This window comes from Williamsia sp. Y853, from assembly GCF_056786495.1.
Genome location: NZ_JBXCJC010000001.1, coordinates 1,787,098 through 1,807,441, shown reverse-complemented (window position 1 = coordinate 1,807,441; position 20,344 = coordinate 1,787,098). Strand labels below are relative to the sequence as shown.

Below are 20,344 nucleotides of genomic sequence, written 5' to 3'. Positions count from 1 at the left end.
GGCGGCCTCTTGTGAGGCAATCGGCAGCGACTTCCGGATGAACACTGGGACATTTGGGTACTGGTAATCCTGCAACCGATGCGGCGGCGGCTGATAATCGAGAAGCACTGTCCGTATCAGAGAGGTGCCACCATGTCCTTGGCCGACTACACCGAAACAGAACTCGACCTCGACCTGCGCTGGTGGGACGCTGCCAACTACCTGACCGTCGCGCAAATCTACTTGCAGGACAACGTCTTATTGCGGGACCCGCTGAAGAACGAACACATCAAGCCGCGGCTCCTCGGGCACTGGGGCACCAGCCCCGGGCTCTCCCTGATCTACACGCTGATCAATCGCCGGATCCGGGACACCGGGTCGAACTGGCTGTACATCACCGGGCCCGGACACGGCGGTCCGGCGCTGGTGGCGTCGACGTACCTCGAGGGCACGTACAGCGAGATCTACCCGCATGTCTCCCCGGACGCGGCCGGTGTGCGCGCCCTGTGTCGGCAGTTCTCGACACCGGGCGGTGTCCCCAGTCATGTCAGCGTCCAGACCCCCGGGTCGATCCATGAAGGCGGCGAACTCGGATACGCCTTGATCCACGCCGCAGGCGCGGCCTTCGACAATCCCGAACTGGTGGTCGCCTGTGTGGTCGGCGACGGTGAGGCCGAGACCGGCCCGTTGTCCGGGTCGTGGAAGATCCCGGCCTTCCTGAATCCGGTACGCGATGGTGCGGTGCTCCCCATCCTTCATCTCAACGGAGCCAAGATCGCCGCCCCGACAGTGCTCGGCCGGACCAGCGACCGCGACATCGAAGCGTATTTGTCCGGCCAGGGCTGGGCTCCGGTGTTCGTCGAAGGCCACCATCCCCGCCAGGTCTTCACCGACCTCGCCCGGGCACTGGTCGACGCCCACGAGGAGATCGCGAACATTCAGGCCGACGCCCGTGGCGGGGCGCCCAGCGGCAACAAGTGGCCGGCCATCGTCCTGCGGACCCCCAAGGGATGGACCGGCCCACACACGGTCGACGGCAAACTGATCGAGGGCACCCATTGGAGTCATCAGGTTCCGCTGTCCGGGGTTCGTGACAATCCCGAACATCTTGCCCTCCTGGAGGATTGGCTTCGCAAGTACCGCCCGGATGAACTGTTCGACGACAACGGGACGCTTGTGCGCGAACTCGCAGAACTCGCACCCGCGGGCGACCTGCGGATGGGAGCGACCCCGTACGCCAACGGAGGCCGCAACCTCGTCCCGCTGAGGATTCCTCCGCTCGAGTCGTATGCACTGCAGATCGATGCCCCCGGCGCCACGTCGTACGAGACGACCAGGGTGCTCGGTGAACTGATGCGTGACATCTACCGCGACAACTCCGATGCCAACCACGGTGGCAACTTCCGGCTGTTCTCTCCGGACGAAACGGCATCGAACCGATTGCAGGCCGTCTTCGAGGAGACCGACCGGTGCTGGCAACTACCGCGCACCGAGTTCGACGACGGGCTCTCCCCCGAAGGCCGGGTCATGGAGGTTCTCAGCGAACATCTCTGCCAGGGCTGGCTGGAGGGTTATCTGCTGACCGGACGGCACGGTCTGTTCGCCACCTATGAGGCGTTCGCGATGGTCAGTGTGTCGATGCTGGTGCAGCACGCCAAGTGGCTGCAGCATGCGGTGGCCCTGCCCTGGCGCGAGCCGGTCGCCTCGCTGAACATCCTGCTGACCAGTACCTGCTGGCGCAACGACCACAACGGATTCAGCCACCAGGGCCCGGGAATGATCGACGCCGTCATCCCGCTCTCACCCGAGGTGGTCCGGGTCTGGTTGCCGCCGGACTCCAACACGTTGCTGTCGGTTGCCGACCACTGCTTCCGCAGCAAGGACCACGTGAACGTCCTGGTTGTCGACAAGCAGTCACATCCGCAGTACCTGACACTCGAGCAAGCCAACGAGCACTGTGCCGCCGGTGCGTCGATCTGGGAATGGGCAGGTACCGAGAAGACTTCGGTGGTTGGCACCGAAGACGAGCCCGACATCGTGCTGGCCGCCGCCGGTGACGTACCCACCGAAGAGATCCTGGCCGCGGCCCACCTGCTGCGCGAATGGGTGCCGTGGCTGCGTGTCCGAATGGTGAATGTTGTTGACCTGATGGTGCTTCTGCCACAGAACGATCACCCACACGGTCTGCCCGAGCAGGCATTCATCGACCTGTTCACCGCCGACACCCACGTCGTCTTCGCATTCCACGGCTATCCGCGCGCAGTCCACCAACAACTCCACGGACGCACCAACGCCGATCGGTTCCACGTCCGCGGGTTCAGCGAACAGGGCACCACCACAACACCTTTCGACATGGTGGTGCTCAACAAGATGAGTCGCTACCACCTGGTGCTCGAAGCTCTGCGACGCACCAGGCGAGTGCCCGAGAAGACGGCCGAACTCGCCGAGTACTGCGAAAAACAGCTGCAGCGACACCACGATTACGTCCGCGAGCATTTCGAAGATCTGCCCGAGATCCGTGAGTGGCAATGGTCCTGAGTTCAGTCGACGGAGCGGTTCGCATCGCCGGGGCCCTGCTGGCCCGGCCCCTGCGGAGACAGCGGACGACCTGGGGCGCGACCGCGACCGAGATCACGGCCACCTATCCCGGCGATGAGCTTGTACCGCAACCGAAATGGGGCTACACCCACGCGATTGATATCGCTGCACCTCCCGAGCGGGTCTGGCCGTGGCTGGTGCAGCTCGGACAGGGCCGCGGCGGGTTCTACAGCTATGAGGGCCTGGAGAACCTGGTCGGCTGCAACATGCGGAACACCACGGCGATCCTCCCGGAATTCCAGTCACTGATGGTCGGCGACGAGGTGAAGCTTCACGTCAAGGCCCCTGGCCTGCGGGTGGAGGTGGCCGAACCGAACAAGTCGCTGGTTCTGTTCGGCGGCACGGATAGTTCACCCGAAAAGTCGCTGTGGGCCTTTCACATCGTCGATACCGGAAACGGCCGCAGTCGGCTGATCGAACGCGGACGCTATTCGTACGGCGACAAACTCGCCGGCCGGGTCGGGTTCTCTCCGACGTTCCTGGAACCGATCTCCTTTGTGATGAGCCGAAAGATGTTGCTGACCATCGCCGATCTGGCAGGCGGTACCAAAGGTGCGCTGCCGTCCTACCACGTGAACGGGTGACGGTCGGTGGTGAACCGGGTCATGAAACCGGTGGACGCCAGCGATTGATGGCCGTGAGCGGCGCGAGAACCAATCGGTCCGGCAGTACCCGCACGACGGCGTCGCGCAGAGCGGTCGTGGCCGAACCCGGCGGCATCAGCAGCGGTGAGGCAGCTCTGGCCGCCGCCACAACCGCCCGAACACGTCGCCTGCGGCCACGCGAGTAAGAATCGAGGTCCGGCGCGCAGGACGCCAGGACCACGGCATCCTCGATGGCCAGCCCGGTACCCTGCCCGAGGTGGGGTCGCAGCGTGTGTGCCGCATCCCCGACCAACGCGATACGGCCGCGTGCCAGGCTCTTCGGAACCGCCAGGTCGAGAAGCCGATGCTCGATGACCCCGGTGGCCTCTGCGACCAGAGCGGCGACGGGCTCCGGCCAGAGCGCGAAATCGGCGAGGTCGCCTGCGCCGCTTGCGGCAGCGAACACATACGTGCGGTCGCCGGGCAACGGAACGACACCGAACTCGGCGCGCTGCGCCCAGATGGTGCCCACGAAGTCGCCTGGCGGTCGGTCGACGATCCAACGCCACACCCGTATTCCGGTATCCCGCGGACGCCCGTCGTCGGGCCACCACGTTCGACGGATCGTGCTGTGCACGCCGTCTGCGGCCACCACGAGATCGAATGTGCTCACGCCACGCCCGGTTCGGACCCGACCGTCGGGGTGCACGTCGTTGACGGGCTCGCCCACACACATCGTCCCCGGCACCGCCGAGACGAGCACATCGATGAGATCGGCGCGGTGCATCGCAACAACATCCGAATCCGGTCCGGTCACCTGCGTGAGCTGCGCATTGATGAGCGTCCTGCCGTCGCGGGCCCTCACCTGACCGGCACGCGCCGCGATCGCCCGATGCCGGACCTGTGCTCCGACACCAAGATCATCAAGCGCTGCAAGCGCATTCGGCCACAGCGTGATGCCGGCACCGACGTCACCGAACGCGTCTGCACGCTCGAACAGGACCACGTCCCAGCCGGCCCGACCCAAACCGATCGCTGTCGACAATCCCGCAACACCACCCCCGACCACCGCAGCCCGGCCCATCGCCCGAACCTACCGCGTGGCGGGGTCAACACAACAGCATCGCCCGGGACGGCCGCCGGCAAAGGGCCTGGTCGGCGCGGCGACTGGCAGTTGGTCGCAAAGTAGGGCACCCTGGTTCAGGTGAGTGGCCTTTCCGCACCGACGCGAACGATGCTTCGTGATGACCTCGAACGGCTGATGACGTTGAGCCGAGACCAGATCGAATGGGCCTGCTCCGACACCACCGCGCTGGCCGAACTGATCGAGTTCGGATTCGATGAGGTTGTCGAACTGCGCGAGAACGCCGAACTCGAATGGGTCCGCGGCCACTCCGAGTGCGCACAACACCTCGAACAAGAAGCGTCCGCCTGGAACGCCACCGTCCGCCTGCTCCGTACCGCGCTGGCCGAGGCCCGCCGCGCATCCACCGGTCGGCATCGCCGTACCGCCTGAGCGGTTCACTCGGTGTAGGGCCCGGTCGCAACCGGGTGATATCCCTTCACCACCAAGAACCTTTGTGCGTTCACCGCGGTGAGGCTACCGTCGAAAACGTGACAGGCACATTGATTTTGATGCGGCACGGCAAATCGGGCTATCCCGACGGTGTTGTGGACCATGAACGTCCCCTTGCCGAGCGCGGTCGTCGAGAGGCCGCACTCGCCGGACGGTGGATGGTCGACTCCGGACTGTCCGTGGACTTCGTGCTCTGCTCCACCGCCACCAGAACCCGTCAGACGCTGGAACGTACCGGTATCAACGCGCCGACCACCTACCTCGACGATATCTACGGCGGTGATCCCGACGACGTCTGCGAGGCCATCCGGATATACGTCCCGGCCGACGCTGCGACGGTCTTGGTGGTCGGCCACGAACCGGGGATGCCGGCGACTGCGTTCGCCCTGGATCCCGACGCGGACATCCCGCGGTTCCCGACCTCGGCGTATGCCGTCCTGCACATCGAGACCCCCTGGGCCGAGGTCGGATTGACGCCCGATCCCGGCAACCGAATGGTCAAGATGGTGGTACCGAGGGATTGAACTCGGTCGCGTCGGGCCCTACTTGACGAGGGCGCGCTCCAGGATCGGCGCGAGGTCCAGTCCATCCGGCAGGGTTCCGTACGCGCCTGCCCAGTCGCCACCGAGGCGCGTGGCGGCAAACGCCTCTGCAACGGCCGGGTGACCGTGCCGCAGCAGCAATGATCCCTGCAGCGCAATACAAATCGACTCCGCGATTCGACGGGCGGCGGGTTCGGATGCGTTGACCAGTTGCTTCTTCAAGCCGGCCAGGTACCCGTCGTACCTTTCGTCGAGTCCGGCGGCCCGGTCGAGTTCGTCGAACAGCGCGTCCACCGACTTCGGGGCGGTGACCATGGCGCGCAACGTGTCCAGAGCGCTGACGTTGCCGCTGCCCTCCCAGATCCCGTACAGCGGCGCCTCCCGATAGAGCCTCGGCATACCGGAGTCCTCGACATACCCGTTGCCACCAAGGCATTCCATCGACTCGGCCACATGCCCGGTGGCCCGCTTGCACAACCAGTATTTTGTGGCGGGCAGCCCGATGCGCCGGAGCATCGTCTCGGTGTCGTCGCCGCGTTCGGCGGCATCGGTTGCCCCTGCCATCCGCATCGACACCATCGTCGCGGCCTCGGACTCGATGGCCAGATCGGCGAGCACATTGCGCATCAGCGGCTGGTCGATCAGATACTCACCGAACACTTTGCGGTGTTGGGCATGATGCATCGCCTGCGTGAGACCGTGTCGCATGTTGCCCGCACTGGCCAGCGCACAGTCGAGCCTGGTCAGGTTCACCATCTCGATGATGGTCCGCACACCGCGGCCCTCATCCCCGACCAGCCAGGCAGTGGCCCCGTCGTACTCGACCTCCGACGACGCGTTGGCATGATTGCCGAGCTTGGTCTTCAACCGCTGCAGACGCATTCGGTTGCGGGTCCCGTCCGGCAGCACGCGCGGCAAGAAGAAACACGACAGTCCGCCCGGCGCCTGGGCAAGCACCAGGAACAGGTCCGACATCGGCGCCGACGTGAACCATTTGTGCCCGGTCACGGTGTAGCTGCCGTCCGAATTCGGCTGCGCAGTGCTCTGATTGGCCCGAACGTCGGAGCCGCCCTGCTTTTCCGTCATCGACATCCCGGCGATCAGGCCGGCCTTGCCCGACGGCACCGACAGCGTCGGGTCGTAGATACGCGAGCTCAGCAGCGGCTCATAGATCGCGGCGAGTTCGGGATTGTGGCGCAGTGCCGGCACCACGGCGTAGGTCATCGAAATCGGGCAGACATGCCCGGCTTCGACGTTCCAGACCCCGAGTTTGGCGGCGCGCACCACATGGGAACCGACCCGGGCCTCGGCCCACGGCGCACCGTGCAGTCCGTGCCCGACCGCCACCTCCATCAACTGGTGGTAAGCGGGGTCGTATTCGACCTCATCGATGCGATGTCCGTATCGGTCGTGGGTCCGCAGCACCGGTTGGTTGCGATCGGCCAGCTCACCCCAGCGCTGCGCCTGCGCGGATGCGGCGATGGCACCGAGGGCCATGACCTCGTCGGAACCCCACCCGCCACCTTCTCGAACCAGCGCCTCCGACAACGCCGGACTGGTTGCCGGGTTGTATCCGACCAGCGGTGGAACCTGATTGATCACTTCGTGTGTATCGACCATCACACCATCGTCCCACCAAACGAATTGGTCCGTTTTCGAAACCCTCCGGACGCCGCTATTGTGCGATTTGCACGGTTTTCGTCCGGCGAGGTGTCGGCGGTTCCGGCCATACTGAACATGACGCAACCAGCGATCAGGAGTGCAGCAGGTGAAGTTCTCAGCATCAAGGGCCAATGCCCACGCAGACACCGATCCGGCTCGCGCGCTGTTTCTTGTCCACGACAACGACACCGATCGCGGGATCGCCGACACCGGCACCCTCCGCGAACATGTCGCCGAGCGCGGATACGAGATCGACATCATCCATCCGGCGGATGAGTTCCCCGATGTGACCGCGTACGAGTTCGTGATCGTCATGGGTTCGGCAGAAGCGGCGTACGACGATTCCGTTCCATGGCTCGCCGCCGAAATCGCTTACCTCCGCATAGCTCTGGCCGCCAACGTGCCGATCTTCGGTGTCTGCTTCGGCGGACAGCTGCTGGCCCGGGTTCTCGGCGGCAAGGTCAAACGTTCAGAGATGCCGGAGCACGGATACGTCATGATGGACACCGTCGCACCGGATCTCGTGTCCCGCGGACCATGGATGCAGATGCATTTCGACCGGTTCACACTCCCACCCGGCGCACGAGAGATTGCCCGCAACGGCGCTGCGCTGCAAGCTTTCACGTTCGGGAAAAGCCTGGGCGTCCAGTTCCATCCGGAGATCTCACCGGCGGTCTGGGCGACGTGGCAGGCGAGCTGGGCGGCCACCCGCGAGGGACAGTTGGTGGTCGAACGCGGCATCGACCTGCAACAGATCACCGCCGAGATCTCCGCGCGCGCCGAAGAGTCCCGAAGAAACTGCGGCAACCTCCTCGACGCGTTCCTCGCCCTCGCTCACGCACCGGTGTAGGGCGGCACCGCCAGACAGGGCACCGCACGGGGGTGCTGTGGATCAAGTGCATTGAGTACCATGGCGGCCGAACGTTGGTTGGCGACGATCGACAGATGGTCGGACCGATCAGCCGAACAGGTGTCCTGGACAACGATATTCGTCACGTCAGTGCCGGCCGGACCAGCCAGGATCCCACTGGTATACGGCACCACCAACTGGTCGTAGCGGGTGACGATGTTGGTGTAGGTGATGCCCTCGACATACGGTCCGCCGCCGGCATCGATGGCAGCTTCAAAGGACTCGTCACCGGGTGCGGCAATACAGTCCGGGCAGTCGGTGTCCGGGATCGCGATCGGCGGCAGGCCCAGGCCTTCGATGAACACCGTCGTGAAGTCCGAATAACTCGCACCGTCGTCGGAACCCTGCCAGTAGGGCGCCAAGGAAACATACTTGTCGATCTTGGGAGCGCCCCCGTAGTACTTGGCCCAGTACGTCGGGATCTGAGTCCCCTGCGAATGACCCACGATGTCAACCTTTTCCGCACCGGTCTTCGCCAGGACGTTGTCGACGAACACCTTGAGCTGCCAGGCGCTGACATCCTTGGGACCCAGACCACCGACCCGTGACACCGGCCAAACCGATGACAACTCTCCGTACGTCAACGCGAAGACGCAATAGCCGTCGTTCTTCAGCGTCGGAACCATCGAGATCCAGTTGGTCTGCTGACTGCCTGCGGTTCCGTGCACCAGCACCACCGGATTCGGATGCTCGGCAGAAGGCTTACAGCTGTAGTCGTTCGATCCGGGCAGTGATCCACCCGGGTTGGCGAGTTCGGCCGGGATTCCGGCCAGGAAGTTGTAGGTCACCGGCAGCGGTGCGGCCTGCGCGGCCGGCGCCACACCGACCCCGACCACCAGCAGGATTGTCGTGATCAGCACCGATCGAAATGTCCACCGCATGACATCCATCCTTCCGGGTTCTCGCACTTTTCGAAGCTAGCACTGAACCTTCAGTCCTCGGCAGGCATCAGCAGATCGAAGCGCACCCCGAGTAGACGGATCGGGCGATCGAGTTCGAACTTGTGCAGAACATCGAGCATCTCGGATTCCAGGACGGCAAGGTCGGTGGTCGGTGTCGGCAATTTGTGCGACTTCGTGCGGGTATAGAAGGTCTTCGTTCGCACCGTCACCGCCACGCGAAACGGTGTGCGTTGCTCGGAGATCACCTGATCGAGCAGTTCCCGGGTGAGCCGGCGAACGGCGTCGTCGATCTCCACAGGATCGGTGAGGTCGGTCGGAAAGGTCTCGACCTTGCTGTGCGAGCGCGCGATGAACGGCTCGGTACTGACGTTGATGTCGCCGCCGCCGCGTGAGAGCAGGTTCAGCCAGTTGCCCAGATGCGGGCCGAATTCTGCGATCAGGCGGCCGCGGTCCTCCGCCGCCAGCTGCGCCACCGTCATGATGCCGAGCTTCTCGAGCTTTGCCGTTGTCTTCGGTCCGACACTCCACAGGTCGCCGACGCCACGCGCCCCCATGACCGGCATCCAATTCTGGTTGTCCAGCGAAAAGACATGGTCTGGTTCGCGTTTGGCAAAACCGGTGGCCATCTTGGCCCGTTGCTTGTTGTCGCTGATCCCCACCGCCGACGACAGCTGGTTGTCATCGAGGATGCGCCGACGGATCGCCTCGGCAAGCCCGCGGAGGTCGACGTCGATGTCGTCGGCCGGAACACCGAGAAACGCTTCGTCCCAGCCGATCACCTCCACCGGATATCCGAAGCTGCGCAGCGTCGCCATCACCTCATCCGAGGCCACGTCGTACGACGGGTGATCGAGCGGGAGGTAGATGGCCTCCGGCATCTTGCGGAACGCCGACCGCAGCGGCATACCTGCCCGAACCCCGAGGTCACGGGCTTCGTAAGACGCACACGTGACAACTTTGCGCGGCTCCATGGGATCCCCGGTGCCCCCGACTATCACGGGTACACCGATCAGATCCGGGTTCCGGCGGCGCTCCACCGAGACCTGGAACTGATCCAGGTCGACGTGCATGATCGCGCGAAACCGGCGGATCGGGGGTGATGTCATCGATGCCGACGATATTCGACAACGAGGTCAGGCGCCTGGGGAATCCCCAGACGCCTGACCACCCCGCGATGTGTGTGCCTACACACCGTCCTCATTCGAGTCCGGCGGATACGTTCCGTTCGCGTACGGATTGAACTCGTTGGTGTAGAGGTCCTCCACCTTGGTTCCGGCCGGAAGTTCGCCGAGTCGAACCGCTTCGTCCACCCAGACGGTGAACTCTTCGGGTTTGATCACGCCGCCCGGCACCGGAATGCCCGGACTCTTCCACTTCTTCACGAACTCGGTGTTCTCGTTGCGCCCGCGGGCGTCGATGATCTCGACGAATCGGTTGACCACTTCCTCACGTGGACGCAATTGCGCCCACCGGATCGCGCGCGACACACCCTGCACATAGTCCCGGACCACCTCCGGATTCTCGGCGATGTAGTCGTCCCGGAAGACCTGCGTGGCGATGGAGAGGCTGCCGATCAGGTCCGTGTCCCGGAAGATCTCGTGCAGGCCACCTTTCTCCAGCGCAACGTCTTTGAAGATCGTCCCGAGGTTCCCCGCCTCGATCTGACCCTGACGGAGCGCCAGTTCGGTGTTGATCGGCGGCACCACCGTGAGCGCCACCTTCTTGATGTCGGCGTCCGAGACACCTTCACGATGCAGCCACTGTTTGATGGCGTACTCGTGATAGGCACCAAGGGTGTTGATACCGACGGTCTTTCCCACCAGGTCCTGCGCCGTCTCGATGCCACTGCCTTCCAGGGAGTAGTAGCCGTGGAACGTCTGATCGTCGGATCCGTTGGTCGAAATAACCCCGGTCACCTTCGACCCGGCCTGCTGGAGCTTGGCGACCGACCCGTTGAACGCGCCACCGGTATCGACCTCACCGGTCGCGACCGCCTGAATGTCCTGCGGCCCCACTGGTTGTGTCGCCGACCCACTCGAGTTTGACCTTCTGGAAGTACCCGAGTGATTCGGCGAGCTCCGACCATCCGACCTGCGACGCCCACCCCTGGTAGCGCACCGAGACCTTGCCGTCCTCACCCACCTCGGCGGCGGCTCCCGACGAACACGACGCGAGCAACATCGTGATGGCGGCAAGAACCGCAACAACGGCGCTGGTGGCGACCTGTGGTCGATTGGTCATGGAATATCTCTCTGTCGAGTGCGGGCGCGGCCTATGAGCCGATGAACTGTTCGCCGGAGATGGACACCGATGGCCTGCCGTCGACGCCGATCGGCACATCGCCTTCGATGGTGGTGCGGTACAGCGTCCGCGTCACGTCCAGGTGATTGATGTCGCCCGGCGCCAGATGCGCGGTCGCGCGGTTGTCCCAGACCGCGATGCTGCCCGGCAACCACCGGAAACGCACCGTGTACGCGGGCCTGGACACCTCCTCGAACAGCAGATCGAGGAGCGCATCACTCTGACGTCGGCTGTATCCGATGATCCGGTTCGTGAATCCGGGTTGGACGAACAGTATCCGCTCCCCCGTCACCGGGTGGACCCTCACCACCGAGTGTTCACTGATCAGTGGCGCCTTGCTCACCTTCTCTCCATAGCTGCTGTCGGACTTGAAGATCGGGTGCCGTCCACCAAAGCGGTGCTCGGCACGCAATCCGTCGACGAGTTCCTTCAACGAGTCCGGCAGCCCTTCGTAGGCAGCGGCCAGGTTGGTCCAGCTGGTGTCACCCCCGCGCACCGGCGCGACGTCGGCACGCAAGATCGTCACGGCCGGAGGATTCACCAAAGCCGTGACATCCGTGTGCCATTCGTTGGTGTAGCTGGCCGCCTTGATCCCGAACTTGCGTTCGTAGTCCCGGTTGTCGACCTTCAGGATCTCGGGGAACTCGGTGGGCGCATCATCGTCGTAGGGGTGTGATGCCGTGACCCGGCCGAACGTACGCGAAAACGCGATCTGCGCAGCGTGATCGATGTCCTGATCGCGGAAGAACAGCACCTTGTAGTGGTGCAGCCCCTTGGCCAGGGCCCTGGACTGTTCCGGTGTCAGCGGGTCTCGCAAGTCGATTCCGTCGACCTCGGCTCCGATGTGTCCGGCGACAGGGAAGAACCGGAGATCGGCCCTGGTGGTGTTCTCGCTGATGTTCTCGGTGATCGTCATGGCTGTTGTTGCCCTTCTGGTTGTTGGTCAGGCGCTCTTGCGTGCAAAGAATGGCTCACCCGAGACGGATCGGGACCGCTGGCCGCCAACCCCTTCGGGCACATCACCTTCCACGGTGGTGCGGTGCAGAACGCGAACGACGTCGAAATGATCCAGATCAGTCGGGGCCTGGTGGATGGTCGCCCGGTTGTCCCAGACACCGACGCTGTCGGGCGTCCAGCGAACTCGAACGGTGATGGCCGGGTTGGTGATCTCCTCGAACAGCAGGTCCAGGATCCGGTCGCTCTGCGACGGGCTGACGCCGAGGATCCGGCTGGTGAATCCCGGGTTGACGTAGATCAGCCGCTGACCGGTCACCGGATGCACGCGGACAACCGGATGTTCGCTGATGATCGGGGTCTGCGTCGTCAGCGCCTCGGACTCAGAGCCACTCTCCCAACGCTTTTCGCGCCCCCCGAACCGGTTCTCGGCGTACAGACCTTCAAGGAACCGCTGCAGCGAGGGCGGCAGGTTGTCATATGCCGCACCGAGATCCGCCCACGTCGTATCACCGCCGACCTCGGGAACCAGCTCGGCCCGCAGGACGGTCACCGCCGGAGGGTTGATCAGCGCGGTGACATCCTGGTGCCAGAAATTGGCGTAGCTGTACCGCCGCGAACCACCACGGCTGGCGTAGGTACGTGAATCCACCTCCAGCACTTCAGGATGACCGGCAGGTGACTTGTCGGTGTACCCCAGCGGATGTGCATCGGTGACCGGTCCGAAGTACTTCGTGAACCGGACTTGCTGCGCATGATCGATCTTCTGATCCCGAAAGAACAAGACCTTGTACTCATACAGCGCATCCCGAAGTTCCTGCTGCGCCCGCACATCGAACTCCTCGGTCAGGCTCAATCCCGAGACCTCGGCGCCGATATAGCCGGCAATCGGCTCCACCGACAACCTCGTCGACACAGATTCCCGGGTGTCTGCAATTGCCGTCATAATTGTTCCATTTCTCTAATCGATAGGCGGGCTATCCGCTTTCTGTGATGGAACTCAATTGATCATCGAGGGTGCAGTTGATGGCAAGGACGCCTTCCACAATGTGAAATCCCGGGCTAGATAGGTTCACTGCGCGCACAAATGTTTGCGACAGACGGCGGTGGCACCACCATGTCAACCAAGGACTGCACGCACACTCCAGGGGGAGGACCACCAGGTGACCGAACTGACCGGGACGGAGCAATCAGGGCGAACCGGATCGCAGTCGGTTGAGCGCGCGATCTCGGTGCTGTACGCGATGGAAGGTGCGGAGCACTCACTCGCGATCAGCGAACTGGCGGGGCGTGTTGGGCTCCCGGTGAGTACGACGCACCGCATCGCGCAGGCGCTTGTCCGTGGCCGGCTGCTGGCACGGGAAGGGCCGAGTTCGTACCGGATCGGCGACGGGATCACCGCCCTCGCACAAACAGCGGCCCGCCAGATCGACGTCGAAGCTGCGGCCCCTCACCTGCACGGATTGTCGTCAGGAATCCGGATCACCGCCAGCCTCGGGGTTGTTGAGCACAGCGAGGCCGTCACGGTCTATTCAGCGCGGCCACCGTCGATGTTCTGTGGTCATCAATTGCCCAACCGTCGGTCCAAGCTCGAGGACAGCGCGATGGGGCAGGCGATTGTGGCCTTCGGTCAACGGCGGGACCGGCGTATCGCAGCCATTCCTGACGTACAGGCATCGCGACGGCGCGGCTACTCGGTGTCCTCGGCGGACGGCGTCACCGCGATCGCGGTACCGGTGTTCGACGCGGACGGTCAGGTCCGGGCATCCATCGGCGTACAAGCACGAAGTGTTCGGCTCAACCACGAACTGATCAACCTGATCCACCCCGCGATGCGGCAGACCGCCGAGTTGCTGCGCGGTGTGGTGGCCGATGGTCCGGTACGGACCAATATCGATCAACTTATACGCGCCACGATTTAATCGAGGCAAATCTTCCACAATGTGAAATACGTTGTTGGGGCCAGGGGGGCCCGAGCCTGAGAATCGGTCCACATACCAATTCTGTGTCCGCATTCAGCCGTTGTTCTCGAGCGCATCAATAAATCGGACAAATCGAAAGGAAAGCAGTGAGTCACATTCACAAATGGCGCGTTCTCGTCGCAGCCGCACTTGCATTGACCGTCGGAGTGAGCGCTGCTGCCTGCGGTTCGTCCGACGAGGCAACCGTCACCGCGGACGGCAAGACCGAACTGCGCTACCTCGGTTCGCCTGCCACCGTACAGTTTCCGGAGCTGGCCGCCGATCTGGGCTACTTCACCAAGGTATCGCTGAAGTCGGTCGGTGAGACAACCAGTGGCCCCCAGTCGATTCAGGCCACCGCCACGGGTGACTCCGACTTCGGTTCGGCGTTCAACGGCGCCATCGTCAAATTGAAATCGGCTGGATCGCCGATCACCGCGGTTGTCGACTCCTACGGCGCCGACGACAAGACGTACAACGGATTCTATGTGGTCGACGGATCTCCGATCCGCGGTGCGCGTGACCTGATCGGCAAGAAGGTCGGCATCAACACATTGGGTGCACACTCCGAGTTCGTCATCCGTGAATGGCTTGCCCGAGAGGGGCTTTCGAAGGACGAGATCGCCTCGGTGCAGCTACTGGTCGTACCGCCGATCAACACCGAGTCGGCACTTCGCGAAGGCCAGATCGATGCCGGGGCCTTCAACAACATCTTCCGTGACAAGGCTCTTGAAACAGGCGGCCTGCGTGAACTGTTCACCGATGCGGTGTTCGGCGACTTCAGCTACGGAACCTTCGTCCTGCGCGACGACTTCATCAAGAAGAACCCGGAGGCCGTCAAGGACTTCACCCAGGGCACTGCCCGTGCCATCCGCTGGACGCAGGTGACACCACGCGACGAGGTCGTCGCCCGGTACAAGGACATCATCACCAAACGCGGAAAGGGTGAAGACCCGGCATTGGCCGACTACTGGCAGAGCTCGTCCATCCCGACCCCCGGCGGAGTCATCAAGCCCGAAGAGTTCGCGCTCTGGATCGATTGGCTCGTGCGCAATAACGAGTTGGATGAAGGTCGGCTGACGCCGGATGATCTGTACACCAACGCCGACAACCCCTATTCCGACGGCACATACCAGCCCGACTCGGGCCCGGACGGCGAAGCGGTGGTGGCAGCGCGATGACAACTCCGAAACTGGAACTGCGAGGCGTACGAAAGACGTTCTCCTCCCCCGGAAAACCCGACTTCGTCGCCATCGACGACATCAGCATCGCATCCGCCGAAGGCGAGTTCCTGGTGCTCGTCGGGCCAAGCGGCAGTGGCAAATCCACGCTACTCGACCTGGTGGGCGGGCTCACCAGGCCGACCGCCGGCGAGATCCTGCTGGACGGCAAAACCATCACGGGTCCGGGCCTGGACCGCGGCGTGGTCTTTCAGCAGTACGCTCTCCTGCCGTGGCGCACAGCCCGCGCCAACATCGAATTCGGGCTGGAGGCCAAAGGGATCTCCCGCAGGCAGCGCCGCGCGATCGCCGACGAGTACCTCGGGTTGGTCGGTCTGGGCGGATTCGCCGACCACTATCCACATGAACTCTCCGGCGGCATGAAACAGCGGGTCGCGATCGCCAGGAGCCTAGCATACGACCCCGAGGTATTACTGATGGACGAACCGTTTGCCGCACTCGATGCGCAGACCCGAGAATCGTTGCAGGACGAGCTTCTTCGCATCTGGCGGGCAACCGGCAAAACGATCCTGTTCATCACACACGGCATCGACGAAGCCATCTACCTCGGCCAACGCGTCGCCGTCCTCACCGAACGTCCGGGCCGGATCAAGGAAGTCCTCTCGATCAGCATCGACCGGGACTCCACAGACGACATCCGGTCATCAGAACAATTCCGCGACTACCGGCACCGCATCTGGTTGTCGTTGCGGCCGGAAGTCCAGAACAGTCTCCACGGAGACGAAGCGCAGCGGAGCTCGACCATTCCACTGATCGGAGTAGGAACCCATGTCTAGTGTCACGTTGGAGAAGGCAGTAACCGCAGCACCGGTCGAGGCACCATCCGACTCGGCGCCGGCATCGACCCAATCGCCAGGCCGCCGAATATTCAGTGGCGCAACCAAATCAGGCAAGTTGATCTTTCGTTCGACGATCGCGCTGGCGTTGCTGATCGCCTTCTGGGAGATAGCACCACGCGCCGGACTCGTCGACCGGACGTTCCTGCCGGAGTTCTCGGTGGTGGTGAAAGCACTGGTGGATCTTGCCGAGAGCGGCCAGTTATGGGAGCACATCTCCGCCAGCCTGAGCCGAGCCCTCAAAGGTTTCGTGATCGCGGTGATCGTCGCGGTGCCGCTCGGCATCGTGATCGGCTGGTACCGGCCGGTGGCCCAGTACCTCAATCCGGTGCTCGAGTTGTTCCGCAACACCGCAGCCCTCGCCCTGCTGCCGGTCTTTGTCCTGATCCTGGGCATCGGCGAGACCTCGAAGGTGGCGCTGGTGATCTACGCCTGCGTCTTCCCGATCCTGCTCAACACGATCTCCGGGGTCCGGACCGTCGACCCGTTGCTGATCAAATCTGCTCGTTCCCTGGGACTTCCGTCCTATCGACTGTTCCAGAAGGTGATCCTGCCTGCTGCGCTACCCACCATCTTCACCGGCATCCGGTTGTCGGCGGCCGCGTCGATCCTGGTGCTGATCGCCGCCGAGATGGTCGGGGCGCGGTCCGGGCTCGGCTACCTGATCATGGCCAGCCAGTTGAACTTCCAGATCCCGCAGATGTACGCGGGCATCCTCACCATTGCACTGGTCGGGTTGGCCTTCAACTTCGTCCTGGTTCTGTTCGAACGTCGGTTCTCACGTTGGCGCACACCCGCCAACGTCTGAATCACTCTCACCAACAAAGGAAATCATCATGTCTCGTCAACTACATCTGAACGCCTTCCTGATGGGAGTCGGACACCACGAGGCCGCCTGGCGCCATCCGAGGACGAACGAACAGGACATTCTCGACGTCGGCCATTTCGTCAGGCTCGGTCAGATCGCCGAACGCGGCCGCCTCGACTCCGTGTTCTTCGCGGACGGCCTGGCTGTGGGACCCAACATCCGCCGGAACACTCAGGCGATTTTCGAGCCGATCACGTTGCTGTCCGCCATCGCAGGCGGCACCAGCAAGGTCGGCCTGATCGCCACTGCCTCAACGGGTTACAGCCATCCGTACACGTTGGCCAGGGCGTTTGCCTCGCTCGAACACATCAGCGGTGGGCGGGCAGGCTGGAACATCGTGACGTCGGGGCAGGAACTGGAAGCACTGAACTACGGCTACGACTCGATCCCGGATCACGCCGGCCGATACCGGCGGGCCCAAGAGTTCGTCGACGTCGTCAATCGGTTGTGGGACAGCTGGGACGACGATGCCGTGGTGCTCGACGTCGAGCGTGCCGAGTTCGCGAATCCAGATCTGGTCAGTCCGATCCACCATGTGGGCGAGCACTTTTCGGTACGCGGTCCGCTGAACTCACCGCGATCTCCGCAGGGAAGGCCGGTGCTGGTCCAGGCCGGATCGTCGGAGGACGGCAAAGAACTCGCCGCGCGGTACGCCGAGGTGGTGTTCACCGCGCAGCGCACCATCACCGAAGGCCAGGACTTCTACCGCGACCTGAAGGGCCGATTGGCTCGCTACGGCAGAAGTCTCGATGATCTACAGATCCTCCCCGGCATCGTGCCGTTCATCGGGAGCACCGAGAAAGAGGCCCTTGACCTCGAGCGGGAGTTCACCGACCTGATCTCCCCGGACTATGCGCTCGGCCAGCTCTCGAACTTCTTCAACGTCGACCTCACCGGGCTCTCACTCGACGCCCAGCTCCCCGACCTGCCACCGGAGTCCGAGATCGAGGGCCACAAGAGCAGGTCGACGCTGGTGCGCCAGCTCGCCGCCAACGGCAATCTGACGATTCGCGAACTCATCGGGCGCCTCGGTGGAGGTCGCGGTCATCGCAGCATCGCCGGTACACCCGAACAGATCGCCGACAACCTGATCGACTGGGTTGACGCCGGGGCAGCCGACGGCTTCAACGTGATGCCACCCTACCTACCCGGCGGACTCGAGGACTTCGTCGACCACGTGGTGCCGATCCTGCAGGCGCGCGGCCGATTCCGCGAGGACTACACCGCATCGACATTGCGTGGGCACTACGGCATCGAGCTGCCGTCGACCACCAACCGGATTCGGGAGACTGCGTCCACGTCGGCATGACGTCACTCGGCGAGCCCGCGCGGGAGACGAAGCCTGCGGAGCTCGACCCGAGGAAGCGGGAGACGAAGCCTGCGGAGCTCGACCCGAGGAAGCGGGAGACGAAGCCTGCGGAGCTCGACCCGATTGGACAGCGTTCCGTCGAGCGCCCACTGCGGTCACTGGCCGGCACCGTCTATCTGCCTGCGGCCGCCTACGGGATCGGGCAGGGGGCGGCGGCACCGGTCATGGTGTTGTCCGCCCTCGAGCTCGGCGCCTCGGCTGCGGTCGCCGGGTTGACGGTGGCCATCGTCGGGCTCGGTCAGGTCATCGGCGATACCTGTTCGGGACAGATCGTGGCGAGGATCGGTGAACGACGGTCGATCATCGCCGCCAGTTCGGTTGCGGCAACGGGTGCACTCACCTGCCTGCTGGCGAACACCGTGTGGCTGTTGGCTTTTGGAATCCTCCTCGTGGGCCTGGCCAACGCGGTCTGGGGTTTGGCGCGACAGAACTACTTGTCGCTGGCCGTACCGTTCGCCTGGCGCGCGAGAGCGATGTCGTTGTTCGGCGGAGCCATGCGGTTCGGATTCTTCGTCGGGCCGCTGGTGGGGGCAGGCGCGATCGTGCTGATGGGGTCGAGGGGCGGATTCGTTGTCCAACTGGCGGCGATCGTCGTCGCCGGACTGATGATGGCGCGCCTGCCGGATCCGCCGGGGGCCGGTGCCGTGGCTTCACCGCAGAGCCTGCGAGGGGTGTTCTCCGAACATGGCCGCCTGCTGGCCACCCTCGGTGCCGGATCGCTACTGCTCGGGGTGGCCCGCAGCTCGCGAGACGCGATACTGCCGTTGTGGGCCAACCACATCGGATTGTCCCCCGCCGTGGCCAGCCTGTTGTTCGGTGTCGGCGCCGCCGCGGACGTACTGTGCGCCTACCCCGCCGGTCACCTGATGGACCGCTTCGGGCGCACGTTTGTGGCCATCCCTTCGATCGTGGTGCTCGCGGTGGCGTATCTGATGCTTCCGCTTACCTCGACCGCGGCCGGTTTTGCCGCCGTTGCCGTCGTGATGGGCATCGGGAACGGGTTCGGGAACGGGGTGATCATGACCATCGGTGCCGACGTCGCACCGGAGTCGGGACGGGCCGAGTTCCTTGCCGCATGGCGCTTGACCCACGATGCGGGATTTCTGACCGGCCCACTGTCGGTCGCGGTGTCGGCAGCGATCTTCCCACTGTCGGCCGCAGCATTTGCGGCAGCGGGACTTTCCGCGGCGGGCGCCGGACTCCTGAGCAAGTATGTTCCGGAATACACCCGTATCAACAGAAACAAGGAGCGAAACGATGGACCTGGGATTGATCGGAAGACGAGCGATAGTCACCGGCGGCAGTAAGGGCATCGGATTGGCGATCGCCTACGCGCTGGCCGCCGAAGGCGCCGACGTGGTGATCGCCGCCCGTGGTGTCGAGGCGCTCGAGAAGTCCGCCGCTGACATCGCCGAACGTTCCGGCCGCCGGGTCCTGGCCATCCCTGTCGACACCGGCGACGACGCCTCGGTCCAGAACTTGGTGGCTCGCACGGTTGCAGAGTTGGGTGGCGTCGACATCCTGGTGAACTCGGCGGCGACCCCGTGGAGCGCGGGCAAGCCGACCGACTTCGCCGCGACCACCGACGACATCGTGCGTCGCGAGGTCGAGATCAAAGTCCTCGGCTATCTGCGCACCGCGCGAGCCGTGGCGCCGCATCTCATCGACCAGGGCTGGGGCCGCATCATCAACATCAGCGGTCTCGGTGCGCGGCAGGCGAATTCGATCGCCCAGACCATTCGCAACGTGAGTGTGTCGGCGCTGACCAAGAATCTCGCCGACGAGCTGGGGCCGCACGGCATCAACGTCACCGTTGTCCATCCCGGTCGCACCCGAACCGCCCGGCTCGACGAGCAACTGGCCGCCCAGTCCGCGGAGACCGGCACCCCCGTCGCAGAACTGGAAGAAGCGTTGGCCACCAACTCCATCCGGCGAATCGTCGATGCGAGCGAGGTCGCCGACGTGGTGACCTTCCTGGCGTCGCCACGCAGCATCGGGATCACCGGGGACGCGATCGCGGTCGGGGGTGGTGTGCCGGGGCCGGTGTACTACTGAGGCCCG

Annotated in this window: 18 protein-coding genes and 1 pseudogene; 12 read left to right on the top strand and 7 right to left on the bottom strand. The window is 64.0% G+C overall.

What is annotated here, in order from left to right:
- The first annotated feature begins 132 nt into the window (after positions 1–132).
- Both AC1TPF_RS08375 and AC1TPF_RS08370 read left to right on the top strand, forming a co-directional pair.
- Positions 133–2,517, top strand: coding sequence for a phosphoketolase family protein (locus AC1TPF_RS08375; protein WP_482143464.1), 2,385 nt, complete (start codon positions 133–135; stop codon positions 2,515–2,517).
- Positions 2,508–3,161, top strand: coding sequence for an SRPBCC family protein (locus tag AC1TPF_RS08370; protein ID WP_482143462.1), 654 nt, complete (start codon positions 2,508–2,510; stop codon positions 3,159–3,161). The genes AC1TPF_RS08375 and AC1TPF_RS08370 overlap by 10 nt, the downstream gene beginning before the upstream one ends.
- 19 nt (positions 3,162–3,180) lie before the next feature.
- On the opposite strand, the gene AC1TPF_RS08365 is transcribed toward AC1TPF_RS08370, so the two are convergent.
- Positions 3,181–4,245: an FAD-dependent oxidoreductase gene (locus AC1TPF_RS08365; RefSeq protein WP_482143461.1), complete on the bottom strand. Its 1,065-nt coding sequence runs from the start codon at positions 4,243–4,245 to the stop codon at positions 3,181–3,183.
- Positions 4,246–4,365: 120 nt separating this feature from the next.
- Between AC1TPF_RS08365 and AC1TPF_RS08360 the strand changes: the two genes are divergently transcribed.
- Both AC1TPF_RS08360 and AC1TPF_RS08355 read left to right on the top strand, forming a co-directional pair.
- Positions 4,366–4,677 (top strand): hypothetical protein, encoded by a 312-nt coding sequence (locus AC1TPF_RS08360; RefSeq protein ID WP_482135585.1) that lies wholly within the window; start codon positions 4,366–4,368, stop codon positions 4,675–4,677.
- Between the two features lie 119 nt (positions 4,678–4,796).
- A complete protein-coding gene (locus AC1TPF_RS08355) occupies positions 4,797–5,261 on the top strand; it encodes a SixA phosphatase family protein (RefSeq protein WP_482137249.1) in 465 nt (154 codons plus the stop codon).
- A gap of 18 nt (positions 5,262–5,279) precedes the next feature.
- Here AC1TPF_RS08355 and AC1TPF_RS08350 read toward each other — a convergent pair whose 3' ends face one another.
- On the bottom strand, positions 5,280–6,899 hold the full coding sequence (locus AC1TPF_RS08350) for an acyl-CoA dehydrogenase family protein (protein WP_482143460.1): 1,620 nt from the start codon (positions 6,897–6,899) through the stop codon (positions 5,280–5,282).
- A gap of 148 nt (positions 6,900–7,047) precedes the next feature.
- On the opposite strand from AC1TPF_RS08350, the gene AC1TPF_RS08345 reads away from it, so the two are divergent.
- Positions 7,048–7,791 carry a type 1 glutamine amidotransferase gene (locus AC1TPF_RS08345; protein ID WP_482143458.1) on the top strand — a complete coding sequence of 248 codons (744 nt, stop codon included), beginning with the start codon at positions 7,048–7,050 and terminating at the stop codon, positions 7,789–7,791.
- On the opposite strand, the gene AC1TPF_RS08340 is transcribed toward AC1TPF_RS08345, so the two are convergent.
- The 5 genes and pseudogenes from AC1TPF_RS08340 to AC1TPF_RS08320 all read right to left on the bottom strand — a co-directional run bounded on the left by AC1TPF_RS08340 (position 7,776) and on the right by AC1TPF_RS08320 (position 12,954).
- Positions 7,776–8,732, bottom strand: a complete 957-nt coding sequence (locus AC1TPF_RS08340; protein WP_482143457.1) for an esterase/lipase family protein — start codon at positions 8,730–8,732, stop codon at positions 7,776–7,778. The genes AC1TPF_RS08345 and AC1TPF_RS08340 overlap by 16 nt on opposite strands.
- A gap of 50 nt (positions 8,733–8,782) precedes the next feature.
- Positions 8,783–9,859 (bottom strand): DNA polymerase IV, encoded by a 1,077-nt coding sequence (locus AC1TPF_RS08335; protein ID WP_482143455.1) that lies wholly within the window; start codon positions 9,857–9,859, stop codon positions 8,783–8,785.
- 78 nt (positions 9,860–9,937) lie between these two features.
- A pseudogene (locus tag AC1TPF_RS08330) lies at positions 9,938–10,994 on the bottom strand (ABC transporter substrate-binding protein).
- Positions 10,995–11,025: 31 nt separating this feature from the next.
- The gene (locus AC1TPF_RS08325; RefSeq protein WP_482143453.1) at positions 11,026–11,970 is read right to left on the bottom strand and encodes a TauD/TfdA dioxygenase family protein; all 945 of its coding nucleotides are present in this window, start codon (positions 11,968–11,970) and stop codon (positions 11,026–11,028) included.
- A 27-nt stretch (positions 11,971–11,997) separates the two neighbouring features.
- Complete coding sequence (locus AC1TPF_RS08320) at positions 11,998–12,954, bottom strand: TauD/TfdA dioxygenase family protein (protein WP_482135592.1); 957 nt, start codon at positions 12,952–12,954, stop codon at positions 11,998–12,000.
- A gap of 217 nt (positions 12,955–13,171) precedes the next feature.
- Here AC1TPF_RS08320 and AC1TPF_RS08315 point away from each other — a divergent pair, with 217 nt between their 5' ends.
- From AC1TPF_RS08315 to AC1TPF_RS08285, 7 genes are all read left to right on the top strand, one after another.
- Entirely contained in the window at positions 13,172–13,930 is a 759-nt protein-coding gene (locus AC1TPF_RS08315) for an IclR family transcriptional regulator (RefSeq protein ID WP_482143452.1), read from the top strand.
- A 146-nt stretch (positions 13,931–14,076) separates the two neighbouring features.
- A complete protein-coding gene (locus AC1TPF_RS08310; protein WP_482135594.1) occupies positions 14,077–15,150 on the top strand; it encodes an ABC transporter substrate-binding protein in 1,074 nt (357 codons plus the stop codon).
- Positions 15,147–15,986 carry an ABC transporter ATP-binding protein gene (locus AC1TPF_RS08305; RefSeq protein WP_482135595.1) on the top strand — a complete coding sequence of 280 codons (840 nt, stop codon included), beginning with the start codon at positions 15,147–15,149 and terminating at the stop codon, positions 15,984–15,986. Before AC1TPF_RS08310 ends, AC1TPF_RS08305 begins: the two co-directional genes overlap by 4 nt.
- Positions 15,979–16,854, top strand: a complete 876-nt coding sequence (locus AC1TPF_RS08300; RefSeq protein WP_482135596.1) for an ABC transporter permease — start codon at positions 15,979–15,981, stop codon at positions 16,852–16,854. The genes AC1TPF_RS08305 and AC1TPF_RS08300 overlap by 8 nt, the downstream gene beginning before the upstream one ends.
- Positions 16,855–16,882: 28 nt before the next feature.
- A complete protein-coding gene (locus tag AC1TPF_RS08295) occupies positions 16,883–18,223 on the top strand; it encodes an LLM class flavin-dependent oxidoreductase (RefSeq protein ID WP_482135597.1) in 1,341 nt (446 codons plus the stop codon).
- The gene (locus AC1TPF_RS08290; RefSeq protein ID WP_482143450.1) at positions 18,220–19,590 is read left to right on the top strand and encodes an MFS transporter; all 1,371 of its coding nucleotides are present in this window, start codon (positions 18,220–18,222) and stop codon (positions 19,588–19,590) included. The genes AC1TPF_RS08295 and AC1TPF_RS08290 overlap by 4 nt, the downstream gene beginning before the upstream one ends.
- Positions 19,541–20,338, top strand: coding sequence for an SDR family NAD(P)-dependent oxidoreductase (locus tag AC1TPF_RS08285; RefSeq protein WP_482143449.1), 798 nt, complete (start codon positions 19,541–19,543; stop codon positions 20,336–20,338). The genes AC1TPF_RS08290 and AC1TPF_RS08285 overlap by 50 nt, the downstream gene beginning before the upstream one ends.
- Positions 20,339–20,344: the final 6 nt, after the last annotated feature.

What these genes read in the sequence shown, in the direction of transcription:
- AC1TPF_RS08370 (WP_482143462.1), top strand. Translation starts at nt 2,508, where the DNA reads ATGGTCCTGAGTTCAGTCGACGGAGCGGTTCGCATCGCCGGGGCCCTG.
- AC1TPF_RS08375 (WP_482143464.1), top strand. Translation starts at nt 133, where the DNA reads ATGTCCTTGGCCGACTACACCGAAACAGAACTCGACCTCGACCTGCGC.
- AC1TPF_RS08295 (WP_482135597.1), top strand. Translation starts at nt 16,883, where the DNA reads ATGTCTCGTCAACTACATCTGAACGCCTTCCTGATGGGAGTCGGACAC.
- AC1TPF_RS08320 (WP_482135592.1), bottom strand. Translation starts at nt 12,954, where the DNA reads ATGACGGCAATTGCAGACACCCGGGAATCTGTGTCGACGAGGTTGTCG.
- AC1TPF_RS08350 (WP_482143460.1), bottom strand. Translation starts at nt 6,899, where the DNA reads ATGGTCGATACACACGAAGTGATCAATCAGGTTCCACCGCTGGTCGGA.
- AC1TPF_RS08355 (WP_482137249.1), top strand. Translation starts at nt 4,797, where the DNA reads ATGCGGCACGGCAAATCGGGCTATCCCGACGGTGTTGTGGACCATGAA.
- AC1TPF_RS08325 (WP_482143453.1), bottom strand. Translation starts at nt 11,970, where the DNA reads ATGACGATCACCGAGAACATCAGCGAGAACACCACCAGGGCCGATCTC.
- AC1TPF_RS08340 (WP_482143457.1), bottom strand. Translation starts at nt 8,732, where the DNA reads ATGCGGTGGACATTTCGATCGGTGCTGATCACGACAATCCTGCTGGTG.
- AC1TPF_RS08335 (WP_482143455.1), bottom strand. Translation starts at nt 9,859, where the DNA reads ATGACATCACCCCCGATCCGCCGGTTTCGCGCGATCATGCACGTCGAC.
- AC1TPF_RS08290 (WP_482143450.1), top strand. Translation starts at nt 18,220, where the DNA reads ATGACGTCACTCGGCGAGCCCGCGCGGGAGACGAAGCCTGCGGAGCTC.
- AC1TPF_RS08365 (WP_482143461.1), bottom strand. Translation starts at nt 4,245, where the DNA reads ATGGGCCGGGCTGCGGTGGTCGGGGGTGGTGTTGCGGGATTGTCGACA.
- AC1TPF_RS08305 (WP_482135595.1), top strand. Translation starts at nt 15,147, where the DNA reads ATGACAACTCCGAAACTGGAACTGCGAGGCGTACGAAAGACGTTCTCC.
- AC1TPF_RS08300 (WP_482135596.1), top strand. Translation starts at nt 15,979, where the DNA reads ATGTCTAGTGTCACGTTGGAGAAGGCAGTAACCGCAGCACCGGTCGAG.
- AC1TPF_RS08285 (WP_482143449.1), top strand. Translation starts at nt 19,541, where the DNA reads ATGGACCTGGGATTGATCGGAAGACGAGCGATAGTCACCGGCGGCAGT.